The following is a 16,850-nucleotide window of genomic DNA, read 5'->3' on the forward strand; positions in this document are numbered from 1 at the left end:
CGCATGACCGCCATCCCCGGGCTCTGGGCCGTGATCCCCGCTGGGGGGTCCGGCACCCGGCTCTGGCCGATCTCGCGCCGCCACTCCCCCAAGTTCCTGCACGACCTCACCGGATCGGGCCAGTCGCTCCTGCGCGAGACGTGGGGCCGCCTCTCGCCGCTCGTCGGTGACCGCATCATCGTGGTGACGGGCGCCGCGCACGAGGACGCGGTGCGGCGGCAGCTGCCGATGCTCGGCTACGACGCGGTCGTGGCCGAGCCCTCGCCGCGCGACTCCATGCCCGCCATCGGGCTCGCGGCCGCGATCCTCGAGCGGCGCGACCCCGAGGCGGTGCTCGGCTCGTTCGCGGCCGACCACGTCGTCAGGGACACCGACGCGTTCCACCGTGCCGTCACGGAGGCCGCGGCCCTCGCCCGGCGCGGCGAGCTCGTGACGATCGGCGTCGAGCCGACCGAGCCCTCGACGGCCTTCGGCTACGTCAGGCTGGGCGAGTCCCTCGGCGTCGACGAGGCGCCGAGCGCCCGCCGCGTCGAGGAGTTCGTCGAGAAGCCCGACCGAGAGACGGCCACCCGCTACCTCACTACCGGCGAATACCGTTGGAACGCAGGCATGTTCGTCGTCGGTGCCACGACCCTTCTCGAGCTGCTCGCCGTCGACCACGCCGACATGGTCGACAGCCTTCGCATCATCGCCGCGGATCCGCGCCGGATGCGCGACCTGTGGCCGTCGCTCCAGAAGATCGCGATCGACCACGCCGTGGCAGAGCCTGCCGCAGCCGCCGGGCGGGTGGCGGTCGTGCCGGCCTCGTTCGGCTGGGACGACGTCGGTGACTTCGCGTCGCTGACCCGCCTGGTCGCCGAGTCCACCGCCCTTCCCGGCATCACCGCGATCGGCCCCGAGGACGACGTCATCGCGATCGACTCGACGGCGATGGTGGCCACCGGCGGACGTCTCGTGGCGCTCATCGGCGTCGACGACCTCGTCGTCGTCGACACCCAGGACGCGTTGCTCATCACGCGTCCCGACCGCGCCCAGGACGTCAAGAAGGTCGTCGAGATGCTGACGGCCCAGAACCGCACCGAGCTGACGTGACCTCCTCGCCTCCGGGCCCGGAGGGGGCACGCTCCACGGGGTTCGGCGGCCAGGGGGTCCTGTCCACGACGTGCATGACGCTGGCCGCGCTCGTCGCGACGGGCCTCAGCGCGGCGCGCCTCGTGCCGAGCCCGCAGGGAGACGACCACGGCACCTACGCCAGCGTGGCCGAGCGCCTGCTGGGCGGCGACCGCCTCTACACCGACGTCTGGGACAACAAGGACCCCGTCTTCTACTACGCCCTGGCCCTCGGGCGGCTCGTCTCACCGCTCGCCGACTACGCCGTCGAGATCCTCTGGGCGCTGGTCGCCTGCGCCGCGGCCTGGTCGCTGTCGCGGACAGCCGGACTCGGCCGGTCCCGGGCCGCCCTGCTCGCCGCCCTCACCCCGGTCGTGCTGACCGGGCCGGCCTACGTCCCCGGGATGACGCACCTGCCCGGCGTCGCCCTCACCCTCGGCGCGGTGGCAGCAGCCGTCCGCCGCCGTTGGGTGCTCGCCGGAGCAGTCACCGCGATCATCCTGCTGACGAAGATCACCCTCGCCCCCGTCGCGGTCGTCGGGCTGCTCACGTGTGCCTGGCACCACCGGTCGGTGTCGGGGGGCGTCCGTGCCGCCCTCGGAGGGCTGGCTGCCCTGGGGACGGGGATCGGGGTGCTCACCGTGCGTGACGAGCTCGGTGGGTGGGTCCTCAACCTCAGGGCCAACCTGCTGTACGCCGACGGCGAGCTCTTCTCCTCACGCTACGGCGGCCCCGTGGGGCACCTGCTGCGGGCCTTCCCCGAAGGCTCTCCCAGGACCGCCCTCGTCGTCGTGGTCGCCGTCGTGGCGGTCGTCGTCCTGGCCGGGGTCCCGGCCTGGAGGGAGCAGGCCCCACGTTCGTCCGACGGCACGGGAGCCGACCTGGGGGTCGCGCCCCTGCTTGGGTGGCTCGTGGTGAGCACCCTGGTCGCGAGCCTCGTGGTCCTCGCCGCCACAGCCACCTGGCCGCACCACGGGCAGACCCTGGGTGTCCCCGCCGTGACGGCGCTCGTGCTCGCCGCGACCCGGCTGAACACGTCGGTCGCCCACCGGACACCCGGCGGTGCGAGGCGCGGGGGAACACTCGCTCCCCTGGCTGCGGTGCTCGTCACCGCGTACGCCCTCGGCGGCGCTCTCCACCCCACCTTCTACGTGCAGGCGGCCCGGAGCGCGCCCCGGGCCCTGGCCGCCCTCGCGCACGAGTCGCCTGCGAGCACCGCGTTGCGCTCGCTGCCACAGGTGCGCACCTATGCCCGGGCCGGGTCGAACGACACCAGCGCGCACGCCCTCGGGCTGCGAGGCCTCGAGCTCGCATGCCCCCGCTTCCACCAGTACTCCATCGAGCCCGCTGACATCCTCGACGAGACCGCCACGTGCCTTCCGAGCGCCGACGCGATCATCGTCGACGACTCCTTGCGCCCCGAGGAAGGCGCACCCGACTGGAACTCGTACGTCGCGCGGGTCCGGGGGCTCGTGGCGGCCAGCTACGACTGCCTGCGGTCGACGGGGGCGCAGGTCTGCGTGAGGCGCGCCGGCTGACACGCGCGGAGGTGGGCCGCCGCGGCGGGTCACGACGCGGAGAGCGCCTCCCGGGTCGCCTCGGTCACGAACTCCCTGAACTGCTCGACCTGCTCGTGCGTCTCGACTCCCACGGGGGCGTAGTGCGTGGGGCGCCGTCGCCGGTCGTGCCAGAAGCCACCGGTGCCGATGGGATCGGACGTGGCCACGAGCCACACCGCGGTGTCGGCCCCCGAGTCGGCGTCTCGCAGCAGCGGCCCCGTGAGCGCCGCGAAGCGAGGCAGCGACTCCGTGACACCCGGTGTCGCCGCCCAGCCCGGATGCATGGAGTGGACGCGGATGCCTTCTGCCGCAAGGTCGCCCGCCCACAGCCCGGTGAGCACCAGCTGCATCCGCTTGGTGCGCGCGTAGGCCGTCACCCCGGAGTAGTCACCCTGCGTGTACTCGGGGTCGGCGGCGTCGAGCCGCTGCCCGTAGGCGCCACCCGAGGTCACGACCACGACCCGGCCGTCGGAGAGCGCCGGGCGCAGGGCCTGGGTCAGCACGTGCGGACCGAGCACGTGGGTGGCGAGCGCCAGCTCGTGCCCCTCGGGGGTCGTGGTGCGCCGCTGGGGCATCACGCCGGCGTTGTGGACGAGGGCGTGGAGGCGGGGCACGTCTGTCATCAGATCGTGCGCGAAGCGCGCCGTGCCCGCGAGGTCGCTCACGTCGGCGACGTGCACCACCACCTCCGCGAGCGGCTCCGCGTCGAGGAGCGACGCCCGGGCGGCGTCGAGGCGCCCGGCGTGGCGGCCGGTGAGGTGGACCGTCGCGCCGAGACGGGCGAGCCCGCGTGCGGTAGCGAGGCCCAGGCCCCCGCTGGCGCCGGTGACGAGGACGTGGCGCCCGACGAGCGCGCGCGGGGCCGGGTCGTGCGGCCACCAGGCACGCCGCACCGCGGGGCCGATCCTCGTGTAGCCGAGCACCAGCGACTTGTCCATCAGCCAGTCGGCCGCCGCCGCGACGTGATCGAGCACCATGCGCCCACCCTAGGCACGAGTCGTCACGAGTCGTCACACGTCGTCGCGGGTGGGCACGGGTGCGGGTGTGCACGAGGCTGTCACCGGCACGTCACCGGACACACCCCGAGCCGTCGCCCGGTCGGCTCCCGGGCCCGTCACCGTGGACACGTGCGAGTCGCCATCGTCACCGAGTCGTTCCTGCCGAGCCTCAACGGCGTCACCACGAGCGTGTGCCGGGTCATCGAAGAGCTCCGGGCCCGTGGGGACGACGTGGTCGTCGTGGCGCCACGCTCCCGGGCCGATGCTGCCGACCACTACGGTGGCGCGGCCGTGCACCGTGTCGCCTCGCTGCCGGTGCGCCAGTTCGACGTCGGCCTGCCCACCCCCGAGATCGAGCGGGTGCTCGAGGACTTCGCGCCCGACGTCGTCCACGTCGCGAGTCCCTTCGTGCTCGGCGCCCGCGGGCTCGCGGCAGCTCGTGGTCTCGACCTGCCGACCGTCGCGGTCTTCCAGACCGACATGGCTGCCTACGTACGGCAGCACACCCCTGGCCCCGCGGGCACGGCGGCCGCCGCGACGACCTGGCGCTGGATCCGGCGGATCCACTCGTGGGCCGACATCACGCTCGCACCGTCCTCGGCCGCTCTGGCCGACCTGCAGCACCACACGGTGCCACGCACCGCGCTCTGGGGTCGCGGCGTCGACGCCGCGCTGTTCAACCCCGCCTGGCGCAAGGACGCCCTCGCCCGGGCGCTCCGGCGCGAGCTCGCCCCCGCAGGAGAGCGCCTCGTCGGCTACGTGGGCCGGCTCGCCCCCGAGAAGGAGGTCGAACGTCTCGCCGAGCTGGCCGACCTCCCGCACTCCCGACTCGTCGTCGTCGGCGACGGGCCGTCACGCGGCGCGGTCGGCACGGCGCTCGCCGAGGCGGTGGCGGCCTCCCCCGGCCGTCCGAACCGGCCACCCGTCTTCCTGGGGTCGCGTCACGGCGACGACCTCGCCCGCGCGTACGCGTGCCTCGACGTCTTCGTGCACACCGGCACCGCGGAGACGTTCGGCCAGACGATCCAGGAAGCGGGCGCGAGCGGCCTGCCCGTCGTGGCCCCGCGCGCCGGTGGCCCCGTCGACCTCGTCGCCGACGGCGTCAACGGCTACCTCTTCGAGCCGGGCGAGCCCGGGGCCCTGCGACGGCAGGTCGCCCGCGTGCTCGAGTCGCCTTCGCACGCCGCTTCGCTCGGACGACGCGGCCACGAGCTGGTGCGGCACCGGTCGTGGTCGCGGGTCGTCGAGGGGCTGGTCGGGCACTACGACGACGCGATCGCCGCCCGGGCACTGCGCCGGGTCGTGGCCGAGACGCCTGCTGCCTGAGCCGTGCCGGCTCCCCGAACGAGGCCCGGGCGAGTCCACCCATCTGTGACGCACGTGACACTAGAGTGTGCAAACGCGCCCAACCAACGACGGTGGAGGTTCGCACGATGAGTGGTACGACGCTCGACCCCGGGTCCCGGTCAGGTGGGTCCATGGACGGAGGCGTCGGCTCACCAGGTCGGGCGCAGATCCCGTCGCGCACCCTCAGGGCCGACCGCTGGTGGGTCCAGCCCGTCGTCACGTTCACGCTGCTGACCCTGTGGCTGCTCTACGCACTGGTGCGCACCGCCTCGCAGCGCGCCTACTTCGTCGAGGACTACCACTACCTCTCGCCGTTCAGCTCCCCGTGCGTGTCCGCGTCCTGTGTGCCTGCAGCCCGTGACTTCGGCACGTGGTTCGGCGAGTTCCCACCGTTCGTGCCGTTCGCGCTGCTCGTCCTGCCGTTCCTGCTCGGCTTCCGGCTCACCTGCTACTACTACCGCAAGGCCTACTACCGCGCGTTCTGGCTGTCGCCGCCGGCCTGCGCGGTGGCCGAGCCGCATGCGCGGTACAGCGGCGAGACGCGGTTCCCGCTGATCCTCCAGAACGTGCACCGGTACTTCTTCTACGCCGCCGTCGTCGTGTCGGCGATCAACACCTACGACGCGGTCAAGGCCTTCCACGGCAAGGACGGCGGCTTCGGCATCGGGCTCGGCACCCTGATCATGGTCGTCAACGTCGCCCTGCTCTGGCTCTACACCGCGTCCTGCCACTCGTGCCGCCACCTCGTCGGCGGGCGCCTCAAGCACTTCTCCCGGCACCCGCTGCGCTACCGCGCGTGGACCGTCGTGTCGCGGCTCAACACCCGACACATGCAGCTGGCCTGGACCACCCTGGGCACGCTGATGCTCACCGATCTCTACATCGCCCTGGTCGCATCCGGGGCCCTGACCGATCTGAGGTTCTACAACTGATGGCAGCGGAGATCGAGACCCACGACTACGACGTCCTCATCGTCGGCGCCGGCGGGGCCGGCCTCCGGGCCGCCATCGCCGCACGCGAGGCGGGACTGCGCACCGCGATCATCTGCAAGTCCCTCTTCGGCAAGGCGCACACGGTCATGGCCGAGGGTGGCATCGCCGCGAGCATGGGCAACGTCAACAGCAACGACAGCTGGCAGGTCCACTTCCGCGACACGATGCGCGGCGGCAAGTTCCTCAACTCCTGGCGGATGGCCGAGCTGCACGCCAAGGAGGCCCCCGACCGCGTCTGGGAGCTCGAGACGTACGGCGCCCTCTTCGACCGCACGCCCGACGGGCGCATCAGCCAGCGCAACTTCGGCGGGCACGAGTACCCCCGCCTCGCCCACGTCGGCGACCGCACCGGTCTCGAGCTGATCCGCACGATGCAGCAGAAGATCGTCTCCCTCCAGCAGGACGACGAGCGCGAGTCGGGCGACCCCGAGGCGGGGCTCAAGGTCTTCGCCGAGGTGACGATCACCGACCTGCTCCAGGACGAGAGCGGCGCCGTCGCCGGGGCCTTCGGCTACTTCCGCGAGTCGGGTCGGTTCGTCCGGTTCAACGCTCCCGCAGTCGTTCTCGCCACGGGCGGCATCGGCAAGTCGTTCAAGGTGACCTCCAACTCGTGGGAGTACACCGGCGACGGCCACGCCCTCGCCCTGCGCGCCGGGTCGACCCTCGTGAACATGGAGTTCATCCAGTTCCACCCGACCGGCATGGTCTGGCCGCCCTCGGTCAAGGGCATCCTCGTCACCGAGTCGGTGCGCGGCGACGGCGGCGTGCTCAAGAACTCCGAGGGCAAGCGCTTCATGTTCGACTACGTGCCCGACGTCTTCCGGGGGCAGTACGCCCAGACGGAGGACGAGGGCGACCGCTGGTACACCGACCCCGACAACAACAAGCGCCCGCCCGAGCTGCTGCCCCGTGACGAGGTGGCGCGCGCGATCAACTCCGAGGTCAAGGCCGGGCGCGGGTCCCCCCACGGCGGGGTCTTCCTCGACATCGCCTCGCGCCGCAGCCCGGAGGAGATCCTCAAGAAGCTGCCGTCGATGCACCACCAGTTCAAGGAGCTCGCCGACGTCGACATCACCAAGGAGGCGATGGAGGTCGGCCCGACGTGCCACTACGTCATGGGTGGTGTCGAGGTCGACCCCGACACCGCTGCCGCCGCAAGGGTGCCGGGCCTCTTCGCCGCCGGTGAGGTGTCCGGCGGCATGCACGGGTCGAACCGGCTCGGCGGCAACTCGCTGTCGGACCTGCTCGTCTTCGGGGCTCGCGCGGGAGCCGGCGCGGCGGCATACGTGAGGGGTCTCGGCGACGCCCGCCCGGTCGCCCCGCAGGGCGCACTCGACGCCGCGGCCGCGACCGCCCTCGCACCGTTCGAGGAGGAGGGCGGCGAGAACCCGTACACCCTCCACCAGGAGATGCAGCAGACGATGAACGACCTCGTCGGCATCATCCGCAGGGCCGACGAGATCGAGGCGGCGCTCACCAAGCTCGAGCAGCTCAAGGAGCGCGCCAGGCACCTGACCGTCGAGGGCCACCGCCAGTTCAACCCCGGCTGGCACCTGGCCCTCGACCTGCGCAACATGCTCGCCGTCAGCGAATGCGTGGCGCGGGCTGCCCTGTTGCGTCAGGAGTCCCGCGGCGGGCACACCCGCGACGACTACCCGACGATGGATGCGAAGTGGCGCGGTCGCAACCTCATCTGCTCGGCCGAGGGTGACGGCATACGCGTGGAGGAGCAGCCGATGCCGGCGATGCGCGGCGACCTGCTCGCCCTCTTCGAGCGCGCCGAGCTCGCGAAGTACCTCACACCCGGCGAGCTCGCGGCCGTCGGGGCCACCAAGGACGCGGCCACCGAGGACGCGGCGGCGACGGCAGACGGGAGCGGGTCATGAGCTATGACGCGAAGTTCCGGGTGTGGCGCGGCGACGCCGACGGCGGCGAGCTCGTCGACTACACGGTCGAGGTCAACGAGGGCGAGGTCGTGCTCGACATCATCCACCGGCTCCAGGCCACCCAGTCCGGCGACCTGGCCGTGCGGTGGAACTGCAAGGCGGGCAAGTGCGGCTCGTGCAGCGCGGAGGTCAACGGCATACCCCGGCTCATGTGCATGACCCGGATGTCGACGTTCACCGAGACCGAGACGGTGACCGTCACGCCGATGCGGGCCTTCCCGGTGATCCGCGACCTCGTCACCGACGTCTCCTTCAACTACGAGAAGGCGCGCCAGATCCCGGCGTTCGCGCCGCCCGAGGGCGTCGCGCCGGGCGACTACCGGATGCAGCAGGTCGACGTCGAGCGGTCGCAGGAGTTCCGCAAGTGCATCGAGTGCTTCCTCTGCCAGAACACCTGCCACGTCGTGCGCGACCACGAGGACAACAAGGAGGCCTTCGCCGGCCCCCGCTTCCTCATCCGCGCCGCCGAGCTCGACATGCACCCGCTCGACGCGCGTGACGACCGCGCCGACTTCGCCCGCGACGAGCAGGGCATCGGGATGTGCAACATCACCAAGTGCTGCACCGAGGTCTGCCCCGAGCACATCAAGATCACCGACAACGCGATCATCCCGATGAAGGAGCGCGTCGTCGGCCGGCGCTACGACCCCCTGGTCTGGCTCGGCAACAAGATCAGCCGCCGAAAGGACTGAGGCCCGTCGCCGCCCGCAGCAACAGGCCCCGGGTCACAGTGGAAATGGTCACACTCGGCCGTACCGGAGGGTAGGCGGACGACCCCGCTCGGCGGCGGGGATAGGGTGCCTCCGTGGCGACAAACACTCTCCCGGCAACGGGATCGAACAGACCTGCATCGGTTCGCCGGACCACCGTCTTCATGAAGCTCCTCATGGCGGTATCGGGCGCGCTCTTCGTGTTCTACGTGCTGGCGCACATGTACGGGAACCTCAAGATCTTCGCCGGGGTCGAGGCGTTCGACGAGTACGCGCACCACCTGCGCACGATGTTCACGCCGATCCTGCCGTTCGGCGGGTTCCTGTGGCTCTTCCGTGCCCTGCTCGTCGTCGCGGTCGTCGCGCACGTGTGGGCCGCGTTCTACCTGTGGAGCCGCGCCCGCGGGGCGCGCACGACGCGCTACGTCGCCAAGGAGGCGGCCAAGGCGACCGTCAAGAGCACCGCGATGCGCTGGGGCGGGGTCGCCATCCTGCTCTTCCTGGTCTGGCACCTGCTGCAGTTCACGATCGTGAAGTTCAACGTGGGCGACGACGTCGTGGGCGACAGCCCGGGCAAGCTCGTCATCAGCTCCTTCCAGGTCTGGTGGGTCGTGCTCATCTACGTCCTGGCCCTCGCCGCCCTGGGCATGCACCTGTGGCACGGCGTCTGGAGCGCCACGCAGACCCTCGGCTGGGCCGGCAGTGCCCGGGCTCGCAAGCGCGCCAAGCTGATCGCTCTGGTCATCGCGCTCGTCACGTCCGTCGGCTTCGCGCTGCCGCCGCTCGCCATCCTGTTCGGAATCGTCAAGGGGAACTGACCGATGACTGACACCAACGCAGCCACCACCGGCGGCGCGGCCACGAAGGCTGCCCCCAACGCCGGCATCGTCCACGGCCTCTACACCGAGGGCGAGCCGATCAGCGACACGAAGGCCCCCAGCGGCCCGATCCAGGACAAGTGGAGCACCCGCAAGTTCGAGTCCGGCCTCGTCAACCCGGCCAACCGGCGCAAGCTGTCGGTCATCATCGTCGGCACCGGTCTCGCCGGTGGCGCCGCCGCGGCCACGCTCGGTGAGGCCGGCTACCAGGTGAAGTCGTTCTGCTACCAGGACTCGCCGCGCCGCGCGCACTCGATCGCCGCGCAGGGTGGCATCAACGCCGCCAAGAACTACAAGGAGGACGGCGACTCGACGTACCGCCTCTTCTACGACACGGTCAAGGGCGGCGACTACCGCTCCCGCGAGTCGAACGTCTACCGCCTCGCCGAGGTCAGCACGAACATCATCGACCAGTGCGTCGCCCAGGGCGTCCCGTTCGCCCGCGAGTACGGCGGCCTGCTCGACAACCGCAGCTTCGGCGGCGTGCAGGTCTCGCGCACCTTCTATGCGCGCGGCCAGACGGGCCAGCAGCTGCTCATCGGCGCCTACCAGGCCCTCGAGCGGCAGGTCGCCGCCGGCACCGTGACCATGTTCAGCCGTCACGAGATGCTCGAGGTCATCGTTGCCGACGGCAAGGCCCGCGGCATCATCGCCCGCGACCTCGTCACCGGTGAGATCGAGACACACCTGGCCGACGCTGTCGTGCTCGCCAGCGGTGGCTACGGCAACGTCTTCTACCTCTCGACGAACGCGATGGGCTCCAACGTCACGGCCACGTGGCGCGCCCACCGCAAGGGCGCGTACTTCGCGAACCCCTGCTACACGCAGATCCACCCGACCTGCATCCCCGTCTCCGGCGACCACCAGAGCAAGCTGACCCTGATGTCGGAGTCACTGCGCAACGACGGTCGCATCTGGGTGCCCAAGCGGGCCGAGGACTGCGAGAAGGACCCGCGCGACATCCCCGAGGAGGACCGCGACTACTACCTGGAGCGGATCTACCCGAGCTTCGGAAACCTCGTGCCCCGCGACATCGCCAGCCGCCAGGCCAAGAACGTCTGCGACGAGGGCCGCGGCGTCGGACCCAAGGTCGGCGACTTCCGCCGCGGCGTCTACCTCGACTTCACCGACGCCCTCAAGCGCATGAGCGCCGACGCCGTCGCCGAGAAGTACGGCAACCTCCTCGACATGTACCAGCGGATCACGGGCGAGAACCCCTACGAGGTGCCGATGCGCATCTACCCCGCGGTGCACTACACGATGGGTGGCCTGTGGGTCGACTACGACCTGCAGAGCTCGATCCCCGGCCTCTTCGTGGCCGGGGAGGCCAACTTCAGCGACCACGGGGCCAACCGGCTGGGCGCCTCCGCGCTCATGCAGGGTCTCGCCGACGGCTACTTCGTGCTGCCGCACACGATTCGTGACTACCTGGCCAAGGGCCCGTTCGAGAAGCTCGCGGACTCGCACCCCGACGTCGTCGAGGCGAAGGCGTCAGTCGACGCGCGGGTGCAGAAGATGCTGTCGATCAACGGCGACCGCTCGGTCGACTCCTTCCACAAGGAGCTCGGCAACATCATGTGGGAGTACTGCGGAATGGAGCGCTCCGAGGAGGGGCTGCTCAAGGCGATCGACCTCATCCGCGGACTGCGCGACGAGTTCTGGCGCAACGTCAAGGTGCTCGGCGCCGCCGACACCCTCAACCAGAGCCTCGAGAAGGCCGGCCGCGTCGCCGACTTCCTCGAGCTCGGCGAGCTCATGTGCATCGACGCGCTGCACCGCCGCGAGTCCTGCGGCGGCCACTTCCGCGCCGAGAGCCAGACCGAGGACGGCGAGGCGCTGCGTCACGACGACGAGTTCGCCTACGTCGCCGCGTGGGAGTTCGGCGGTGACGGCAACACCGCCGTCCTGCACAAGGAAGACCTGGTCTACGAAGCCATCGAGATGAAGCAGCGGAGCTACAAGTGAGCGACACCGGCATGAACCTCACCCTCAAGATCTGGCGTCAGGCCAGCGCGAGCGCCCGTGGCGAGATGGTGACCTACGAGGTCAGCGACATCTCCCCCGACATGTCGTTCCTCGAGATGCTCGACGTGCTCAACGAGCAGCTCAACGCCCGTGGCGAGGAGCCGATCGCGTTCGACTCCGACTGCCGTGAGGGCATCTGCGGCATGTGCGGGCTGATGATCTCGGGCAAGGCGCACGGTCCCGAGGTCACGACGACCTGCCAGCTGCACATGCGCAGCTTCTCCGACGGCGACGTGATCACCATCGAGCCGTGGCGCGCCGACGCGTTCCCGGTCATCAAGGACCTCGTCGTCGACCGCGGCGCGTTCGACCGCATCATCGCCGCGGGCGGGTTCATCAGCGCCAACACCGGTGCCGCCCCCGAGGCGCACTCGGTTCCGGTGCCCAAGCCCAAGGCCGACCGCGCCTTCATGGCCGCGGCCTGCATCGGCTGCGGCGCCTGCGTCGCTGCCTGCCCGAACGCGTCCGGCATGCTCTTCATGGGTGCGAAGATCACCCACCTCGGCGAGCTCCCGCAAGGACAGCCCGAACGCGACGCCCGCGTCGTCAGCATGATCGAGCAGCACGACCACGAGGGCTTCGGCGGCTGCACGAACATCGGCGAGTGCTCGCTCGCGTGCCCGAAGGAGATCCCGATGGACGTCATCAACCAGCTCAACCGCGACCTGCGCCACGCCCTGACCCGCCACGGCGACTGACGCACACGTCGACACCCCGCAGCACCTGACAGCCCGCCCCGGACCACCGGGGCGGGTTAGTCTTTCCCGGCGATGACGCCCCGAGACCGTGCCCGACGTCGCCCGTGGACGACCACCGTCGCGGGTGCCACGCTCAGTGCCCTCGGCCTCACGCTCGCCGTGACGACGCCGTATGCCGTCCCGGCCGCCTCCGCCGCACCGCTCCCCCGGGTCGCCGGGTCACGTCCGCAGGTAATGCCCCAGGCCGGCCCGACGTGCGCCCCCTGGCAGACGAGCACGACCGTGCCGCCCGGTGTCGTGCTCAAGCCGCGGGTCTTCCCCGGCGACGAGCGCGGGACCCCCGCCGTGCCACCGAAGCCCGCCCCGAGTGCCCCGAGGACGGCAGGCAAGCCCGCCACCCCTGTCACGCCGGCCACGCCTGCCAAACCGCGCGTCGTCTGCCGCAACGCCCCGCCCGCCCCGTTCCCCCACGCGGCGTGGGAGCCCGAGACCGTGGTCGGTGGTTCCCGCCTCGCGGGCACAGGCGTCGTCGTCGACGCGCCTGACGCGGCGGCGCCGCCGGAGGTCTACGACGTCTCCTACGTGCTGGCCGACCTCGACTCCGGTGAGATCCTCGCCGCGAAGTCGCCGCACGCCTGGCTGCGACCGGCGAGCACACTGAAGACCCTCACGGCGCTCACGCTCCTGCCGATGCTCGACCCGCGCCGGGTCGTCGTCGCGAGCGAGGAAGCCCAGTCGGCGGCCGGCACGCGCGTGGGCATCCTCGCGGGCAACCGCTACCCCGTGGGCAGCCTCGTCGACGCGATGCTGATGTTCTCGGCCAACGACGCCGTCTACGCGCTCGCCGACGCCGCCGGCGGCTACGAGCGCACGGTGCAGCTGATGAACGCCAAGGCCACCGAGATCGGGGCCCACGACACGGTGACCGTCGACTTGAGCGGGCTCGACGAGGGTGGCCAGCGCTCGAGCGCCTACGACCTCGCGCTGATCGGGCGTGACGCGATGCGGCTGCCCTCCTTCCGGGCTGCCATCGCGAAGCGTGACGCCGTGTTCCCGGGCGGCAAGGACAGGTATGGCAAGGTCTGGCCGGCCTTCCACGTCTACAACATCAACGACCTGCTGACGCACTACCCCGGCGCCATCGGCATCAAGCCCGGACGCACCGACCGGGCCCAGCACACCTTCATCGGCGCGGCGACCCGCGGCGGGCGCAGTCTCGTCGTCGCCCAGATGGGCAGCGTCACAGGGTCGTGGAAGCCGACGGCGGCGCTGCTCGACTGGGGCTTCGCCAACGCCGACCGCATCACGCCTGTCGGGCGGCTCGTCGAGCCGGGCGAGGCGGCTGCGCCGACACCGGCCCCGACCGTTCCCGCCCTCCCGACCGACGGGCCCGATGGCCCGGGAGACGGCGCAGCCGGCGCCGCGCCGACGGGGGGTGCCGGGGCCACCGGCACCCCGCCCGCGACGGCGGCCCCCGCGACCCGCGAGACGGCATACAACCGCATGTTGTCGCTCGTCGCGCTGGGTGCCGTCGGCCTCGTCGTCACGACGGGCGCGGTGCTGCTCGCCGTCGTGCTGCGCCGGCGACGGCGGGCACGGGTCCGCTGAGGTCGGTGCCGGTCAGCGTCGCCGGAGGCGGCGAGCGCCGGACACCGCGGCGACAGCGGCTGCACCGACGACGGCACCGGCCGCGACGCTGACCCGGTCGGTGCTCCGCGCCGCTCGTGAGGGAGCGCCATCGGCAGGCTGGACCGCCGCCGGGGTGGGTGACGCCGTCGCCGCGGCCGGTCGACCCGTGCGCCCCGGCTCGGGCGAACCCGACCCCGAGGACGCCGACGGCAGTGGTTCGTCGGCCAGACGCGTGAAGTCGACGTCGTTGGCCGACCACGCGGCCGACAGCAGGACGACCTTGGACATCAGGTTCAGCCAGAAGAGCAGCCCGACCGCCACCGCGACCGCCCCGAGAAGGGGGTTGCCGCTGGCGCGGCTGACGAGGAACCCCCCGAAGAGCTTGAGCACCGTGAGGATCACGGCGCCCACAAGCGCCCCCTGGCGCACGTTGTGCATCGGCAGCGGCACGCCAGACAGCAGCCGCAGCAGCACGACGAGGATGAGGAAGTCGAACGCGACACCCAGGAGCAGGCCCAGCGCGCCGATGAGCAGCCCGTTGCCGTCGAGTCCGACCCAGCCGGCCACGCGCTGGGCCAGGCCACCGATGACGCTCGTGAGGATCGCCGAGACGGCGATGGCGAGGCCGAGCGTCACGAGGACGAACAGGTCGCGCGCCTTGGTGCGCACCACGCTGCCTGCGGCCGCCTCCAGCCCGAAGATGCCGCGGATGCCGGTGCGCAGCGCACCGACCCAGCCGAGGCCGGCGAGCAGCAGCGTCACGAACGAGACGACGCCGGTCACGGTGAGCGTCAGGCTCGCGGGAGCCGCGATGCTGATGACGCCGCCGGGGTGGCTCGCGGTCTTCACCATGCCGGGCAGCACGCCGTTGAGCGACTCGGCGATCGTGTCGACGAGGTCGGGTCGGCCCTGCAGCACGAAGCCGAAGATCGCGAACGCCAGAGCCAGGGCGGGAAAGACGGAGAAGAAGGCGAAGTAGCCGACGCCGGCTGCGAGGAGGTCACCGTTGGCGTCGCCGTAGCGCTGCCAGGCGGAGTAGGCACGGGTGGACTTGAGCCAGTCGACGGTCCGCTTCAGCCACGCCGGCACGGGTCAGCCTCCTGTGAGCTCGAACGTGTGGACGGGGCGCCACACCTCGTCCGTACCCTGTTCGTAGAGGTGGAAGGCATCCACCTCGAACGACACCGAGTAGTCGGCGAGCTCGGCGAACGCGCGGTCGAGCGAGGCCGCCGTCACGTTGTGCGCCACGGTGACGTGCGGGTGGTAGTAGAAGTCGAGGTCGCGGCTCACCGGACCCGACCGGAGCGACACCTCGAGCGACTCGCAGTTGGACACGCCCTGGGCGACCTGGATGAACACGACGTCGGAGAGCGGGCGGAACGTGCCGGTGCCGCGCAGCACGACGTCGAAAGGGTCGTGCGCGCCGGCCACCTCGGCGCAGTGGGTGCGGAAGGCGGCGTACGCCTCCTCGTCGACCTCGGTCGGTGGCAGCAGGGTGATGTGGGCGGGGATCTGCCGCGCCTGGGGGTCGCCGAAGTCGGCCCGGCGGTCCTGGAGGTAGTCACCGTGCGGGGCCGGTATCGGGATGGAGACACCGATCGTCGTGGGGCGCGCAACACTCACGACCCCGACCGTACCCAACTCGTCCGTGGGCCGAGCGGCGTGGGTCCCGTGCGTTCGTCGAGACCCTGCAGGCCGCCGGGAATCCGTAGACCGCCGGACCGTCGGACGGCCCGTGGATACGCTGACGCCGATGCCCTCCTTGCCGCACGTCGCGCACATCCCGATGCCGTTGGCCGGCGACGGGAGCTCGGTCGCGCACGTGGTGCGGGCCCTCACGCTCGAGCACGCCATGGCCGGCGGGCGCTCGACGGTCATCACGTCGCACAACCGGGACGCCACCTACCCGCACGCAGAGACCGTGCCCGTCGACTACACGCGCAACTGCCCGCGGGCGTACTTCACGCCGGCGGAGTACCGCACGGACTGGGCCGTGGGAGCCCTGCTTCGCGAGCGTCCCCACGCGGCAAGGCTGTTCGAGCCTGCGGCCGAGGCCCTGGCGCGCGTGAGACCGGACTGGGTGCTGCTGCACGAGGGCCACTACGCCGTCACCGCGCTCCCGCTCCTGCGCCGCGCACTCCCGCCCACGACGCGGATCGCGCTGCACGTGCACAACGCGATCTCGTCCTCCGTGCTGCGGCCCGAGCTGACCCACCTGCTGCGCAGCGCCGACCTCGTCATCGGCGTCAGCGCGTTCATGGCCGAGGCGGTGCGACGCCGGGCGTGGGTCGACGACGCGCAGGTCAGGTGGGTGCACAACGGCGCGGCCACCTCCCGCTTCCACCCTGACGAAGCGGGGGGCCGGGCGGATACCGGTCGGGACGACCGACAGGGCGACCGCCTCCGACTGCTCTACGTCGGGCAGGTCGCGCCGCACAAGGGCGTCGACCTGCTGCTCCGGGCCCTCGGGGCGATGGGCCGGCACGCCGAGCGCTACGAGACCCGCGTCGTCGGCAGCGCCGAGCTGCGCACCACCGACGACAGGTCGGCCTTCGAGGAGCACCTGCGCACCCTGGCCGCGCAGGTGGCCGGCCCGGTGGTGTTCGAGCCCTACCAGCCGCAGGACGAGGTCGCCCGCATCTACCGGTGGGCCGACGTCGTCGCGGTGCCGTCGCTCGCCGAGCCCTTCGGCATGGTGCCCCTGGAGGCGATGGCCTCAGGGGCGTACGTGCTGGCCAACGATGCCGGGGCCCTTCCCGAGGTGCTCGGACCGGTGGGCAGGCTCGTGCCGCCGACCGTGGCGGGCTGGGTCGACGCGCTGACGGGGCTCGACCTCGACGACGTCGTCGCGGGCCGCGACCAGGCCGTGGCCCGGGCCCGGGGCTTCACGTGGGCGGCGAGCCACGAGGCCCTGATGCAGGCGATGGGACAACCGGCGCCGGTCAGACCGTGACCGGA

The 16,850-nt window shown here is 71.7% G+C and carries 14 protein-coding genes; 11 read left to right on the forward strand and 3 right to left on the reverse strand.

Annotation, left to right across the window (positions count from 1 at the left end; genetic code table 11):
- Positions 1 to 3 precede the first annotated feature (3 nt).
- Positions 4 to 1,092 carry a mannose-1-phosphate guanylyltransferase gene (locus ACFQ2V_RS09245; protein ID WP_386052386.1) on the forward strand — a complete coding sequence of 363 codons (1,089 nt, stop codon included), beginning with the start codon at positions 4 to 6 and terminating at the stop codon, positions 1,090 to 1,092.
- Positions 1,089 to 2,648 (forward strand): hypothetical protein, encoded by a 1,560-nt coding sequence (locus ACFQ2V_RS09250; RefSeq protein WP_386052387.1) that lies wholly within the window; start codon positions 1,089 to 1,091, stop codon positions 2,646 to 2,648. Before ACFQ2V_RS09245 ends, ACFQ2V_RS09250 begins: the two co-directional genes overlap by 4 nt.
- Positions 2,649 to 2,677: 29 nt before the next feature.
- Here ACFQ2V_RS09250 and ACFQ2V_RS09255 read toward each other — a convergent pair whose 3' ends face one another.
- On the reverse strand, positions 2,678 to 3,646 hold the full coding sequence (locus ACFQ2V_RS09255; RefSeq protein WP_386052388.1) for an SDR family NAD(P)-dependent oxidoreductase: 969 nt from the start codon (positions 3,644 to 3,646) through the stop codon (positions 2,678 to 2,680).
- Between the two features lie 150 nt (positions 3,647 to 3,796).
- Between ACFQ2V_RS09255 and ACFQ2V_RS09260 the strand changes: the two genes are divergently transcribed.
- From ACFQ2V_RS09260 to ACFQ2V_RS09295, 8 genes are all read left to right on the forward strand, one after another.
- Entirely contained in the window at positions 3,797 to 4,993 is a 1,197-nt protein-coding gene (locus ACFQ2V_RS09260) for a glycosyltransferase family 4 protein (protein WP_386052389.1), read from the forward strand.
- A gap of 107 nt (positions 4,994 to 5,100) precedes the next feature.
- A complete protein-coding gene (locus ACFQ2V_RS09265; RefSeq protein WP_386052390.1) occupies positions 5,101 to 5,946 on the forward strand; it encodes a hypothetical protein in 846 nt (281 codons plus the stop codon).
- Entirely contained in the window at positions 5,946 to 7,892 is a 1,947-nt protein-coding gene (locus ACFQ2V_RS09270; protein ID WP_386052391.1) for a fumarate reductase/succinate dehydrogenase flavoprotein subunit, read from the forward strand. The genes ACFQ2V_RS09265 and ACFQ2V_RS09270 overlap by 1 nt, the downstream gene beginning before the upstream one ends.
- The gene (locus ACFQ2V_RS09275) at positions 7,889 to 8,644 is read left to right on the forward strand and encodes a succinate dehydrogenase/fumarate reductase iron-sulfur subunit (protein WP_386052392.1); all 756 of its coding nucleotides are present in this window, start codon (positions 7,889 to 7,891) and stop codon (positions 8,642 to 8,644) included. The genes ACFQ2V_RS09270 and ACFQ2V_RS09275 overlap by 4 nt, the downstream gene beginning before the upstream one ends.
- Before the next feature lie 182 nt (positions 8,645 to 8,826).
- Positions 8,827 to 9,480 carry a succinate dehydrogenase cytochrome b subunit gene (locus tag ACFQ2V_RS09280; RefSeq protein WP_386052393.1) on the forward strand — a complete coding sequence of 218 codons (654 nt, stop codon included), beginning with the start codon at positions 8,827 to 8,829 and terminating at the stop codon, positions 9,478 to 9,480.
- Between the two features lie 3 nt (positions 9,481 to 9,483).
- Positions 9,484 to 11,505 carry a fumarate reductase/succinate dehydrogenase flavoprotein subunit gene (locus ACFQ2V_RS09285; RefSeq protein WP_386052394.1) on the forward strand — a complete coding sequence of 674 codons (2,022 nt, stop codon included), beginning with the start codon at positions 9,484 to 9,486 and terminating at the stop codon, positions 11,503 to 11,505.
- Between the two features lie 11 nt (positions 11,506 to 11,516).
- On the forward strand, positions 11,517 to 12,263 hold the full coding sequence (locus ACFQ2V_RS09290; RefSeq protein ID WP_386052641.1) for a succinate dehydrogenase/fumarate reductase iron-sulfur subunit: 747 nt from the start codon (positions 11,517 to 11,519) through the stop codon (positions 12,261 to 12,263).
- A gap of 72 nt (positions 12,264 to 12,335) precedes the next feature.
- Positions 12,336 to 13,871 carry a hypothetical protein gene (locus ACFQ2V_RS09295; RefSeq protein ID WP_386052395.1) on the forward strand — a complete coding sequence of 512 codons (1,536 nt, stop codon included), beginning with the start codon at positions 12,336 to 12,338 and terminating at the stop codon, positions 13,869 to 13,871.
- A gap of 12 nt (positions 13,872 to 13,883) precedes the next feature.
- Here ACFQ2V_RS09295 and ACFQ2V_RS09300 read toward each other — a convergent pair whose 3' ends face one another.
- A complete protein-coding gene (locus tag ACFQ2V_RS09300; protein ID WP_386052396.1) occupies positions 13,884 to 14,981 on the reverse strand; it encodes a YihY/virulence factor BrkB family protein in 1,098 nt (365 codons plus the stop codon).
- A gap of 3 nt (positions 14,982 to 14,984) precedes the next feature.
- Positions 14,985 to 15,515, reverse strand: coding sequence for a 2'-5' RNA ligase family protein (locus ACFQ2V_RS09305; RefSeq protein WP_386052397.1), 531 nt, complete (start codon positions 15,513 to 15,515; stop codon positions 14,985 to 14,987).
- Positions 15,516 to 15,645: 130 nt separating this feature from the next.
- Between ACFQ2V_RS09305 and ACFQ2V_RS09310 the strand changes: the two genes are divergently transcribed.
- On the forward strand, positions 15,646 to 16,845 hold the full coding sequence (locus ACFQ2V_RS09310) for a glycosyltransferase family 4 protein (RefSeq protein WP_386052398.1): 1,200 nt from the start codon (positions 15,646 to 15,648) through the stop codon (positions 16,843 to 16,845).
- The last annotated feature ends 5 nt before the right edge of the window (positions 16,846 to 16,850 follow it).

It is taken from the genome of Terrabacter terrigena (genome assembly GCF_042676085.1).
In the GTDB taxonomy this organism is placed as follows: domain Bacteria; phylum Actinomycetota; class Actinomycetes; order Actinomycetales; family Dermatophilaceae; genus Terrabacter; species Terrabacter terrigena.

Coding starts and splice junctions, on each gene's coding strand:
- ACFQ2V_RS09245 (WP_386052386.1), top strand. CDS start 4: ATGACCGCCATCCCCGGGCTCTGGGCCGTGATCCCCGCTGGGGGGTCC.
- ACFQ2V_RS09255 (WP_386052388.1), bottom strand. CDS start 3,646: ATGGTGCTCGATCACGTCGCGGCGGCGGCCGACTGGCTGATGGACAAG.
- ACFQ2V_RS09265 (WP_386052390.1), top strand. CDS start 5,101: ATGAGTGGTACGACGCTCGACCCCGGGTCCCGGTCAGGTGGGTCCATG.
- ACFQ2V_RS09270 (WP_386052391.1), top strand. CDS start 5,946: ATGGCAGCGGAGATCGAGACCCACGACTACGACGTCCTCATCGTCGGC.
- ACFQ2V_RS09275 (WP_386052392.1), top strand. CDS start 7,889: ATGAGCTATGACGCGAAGTTCCGGGTGTGGCGCGGCGACGCCGACGGC.
- ACFQ2V_RS09280 (WP_386052393.1), top strand. CDS start 8,827: ATGAAGCTCCTCATGGCGGTATCGGGCGCGCTCTTCGTGTTCTACGTG.
- ACFQ2V_RS09285 (WP_386052394.1), top strand. CDS start 9,484: ATGACTGACACCAACGCAGCCACCACCGGCGGCGCGGCCACGAAGGCT.
- ACFQ2V_RS09290 (WP_386052641.1), top strand. CDS start 11,517: ATGAACCTCACCCTCAAGATCTGGCGTCAGGCCAGCGCGAGCGCCCGT.
- ACFQ2V_RS09295 (WP_386052395.1), top strand. CDS start 12,336: ATGACGCCCCGAGACCGTGCCCGACGTCGCCCGTGGACGACCACCGTC.
- ACFQ2V_RS09310 (WP_386052398.1), top strand. CDS start 15,646: ATGCCCTCCTTGCCGCACGTCGCGCACATCCCGATGCCGTTGGCCGGC.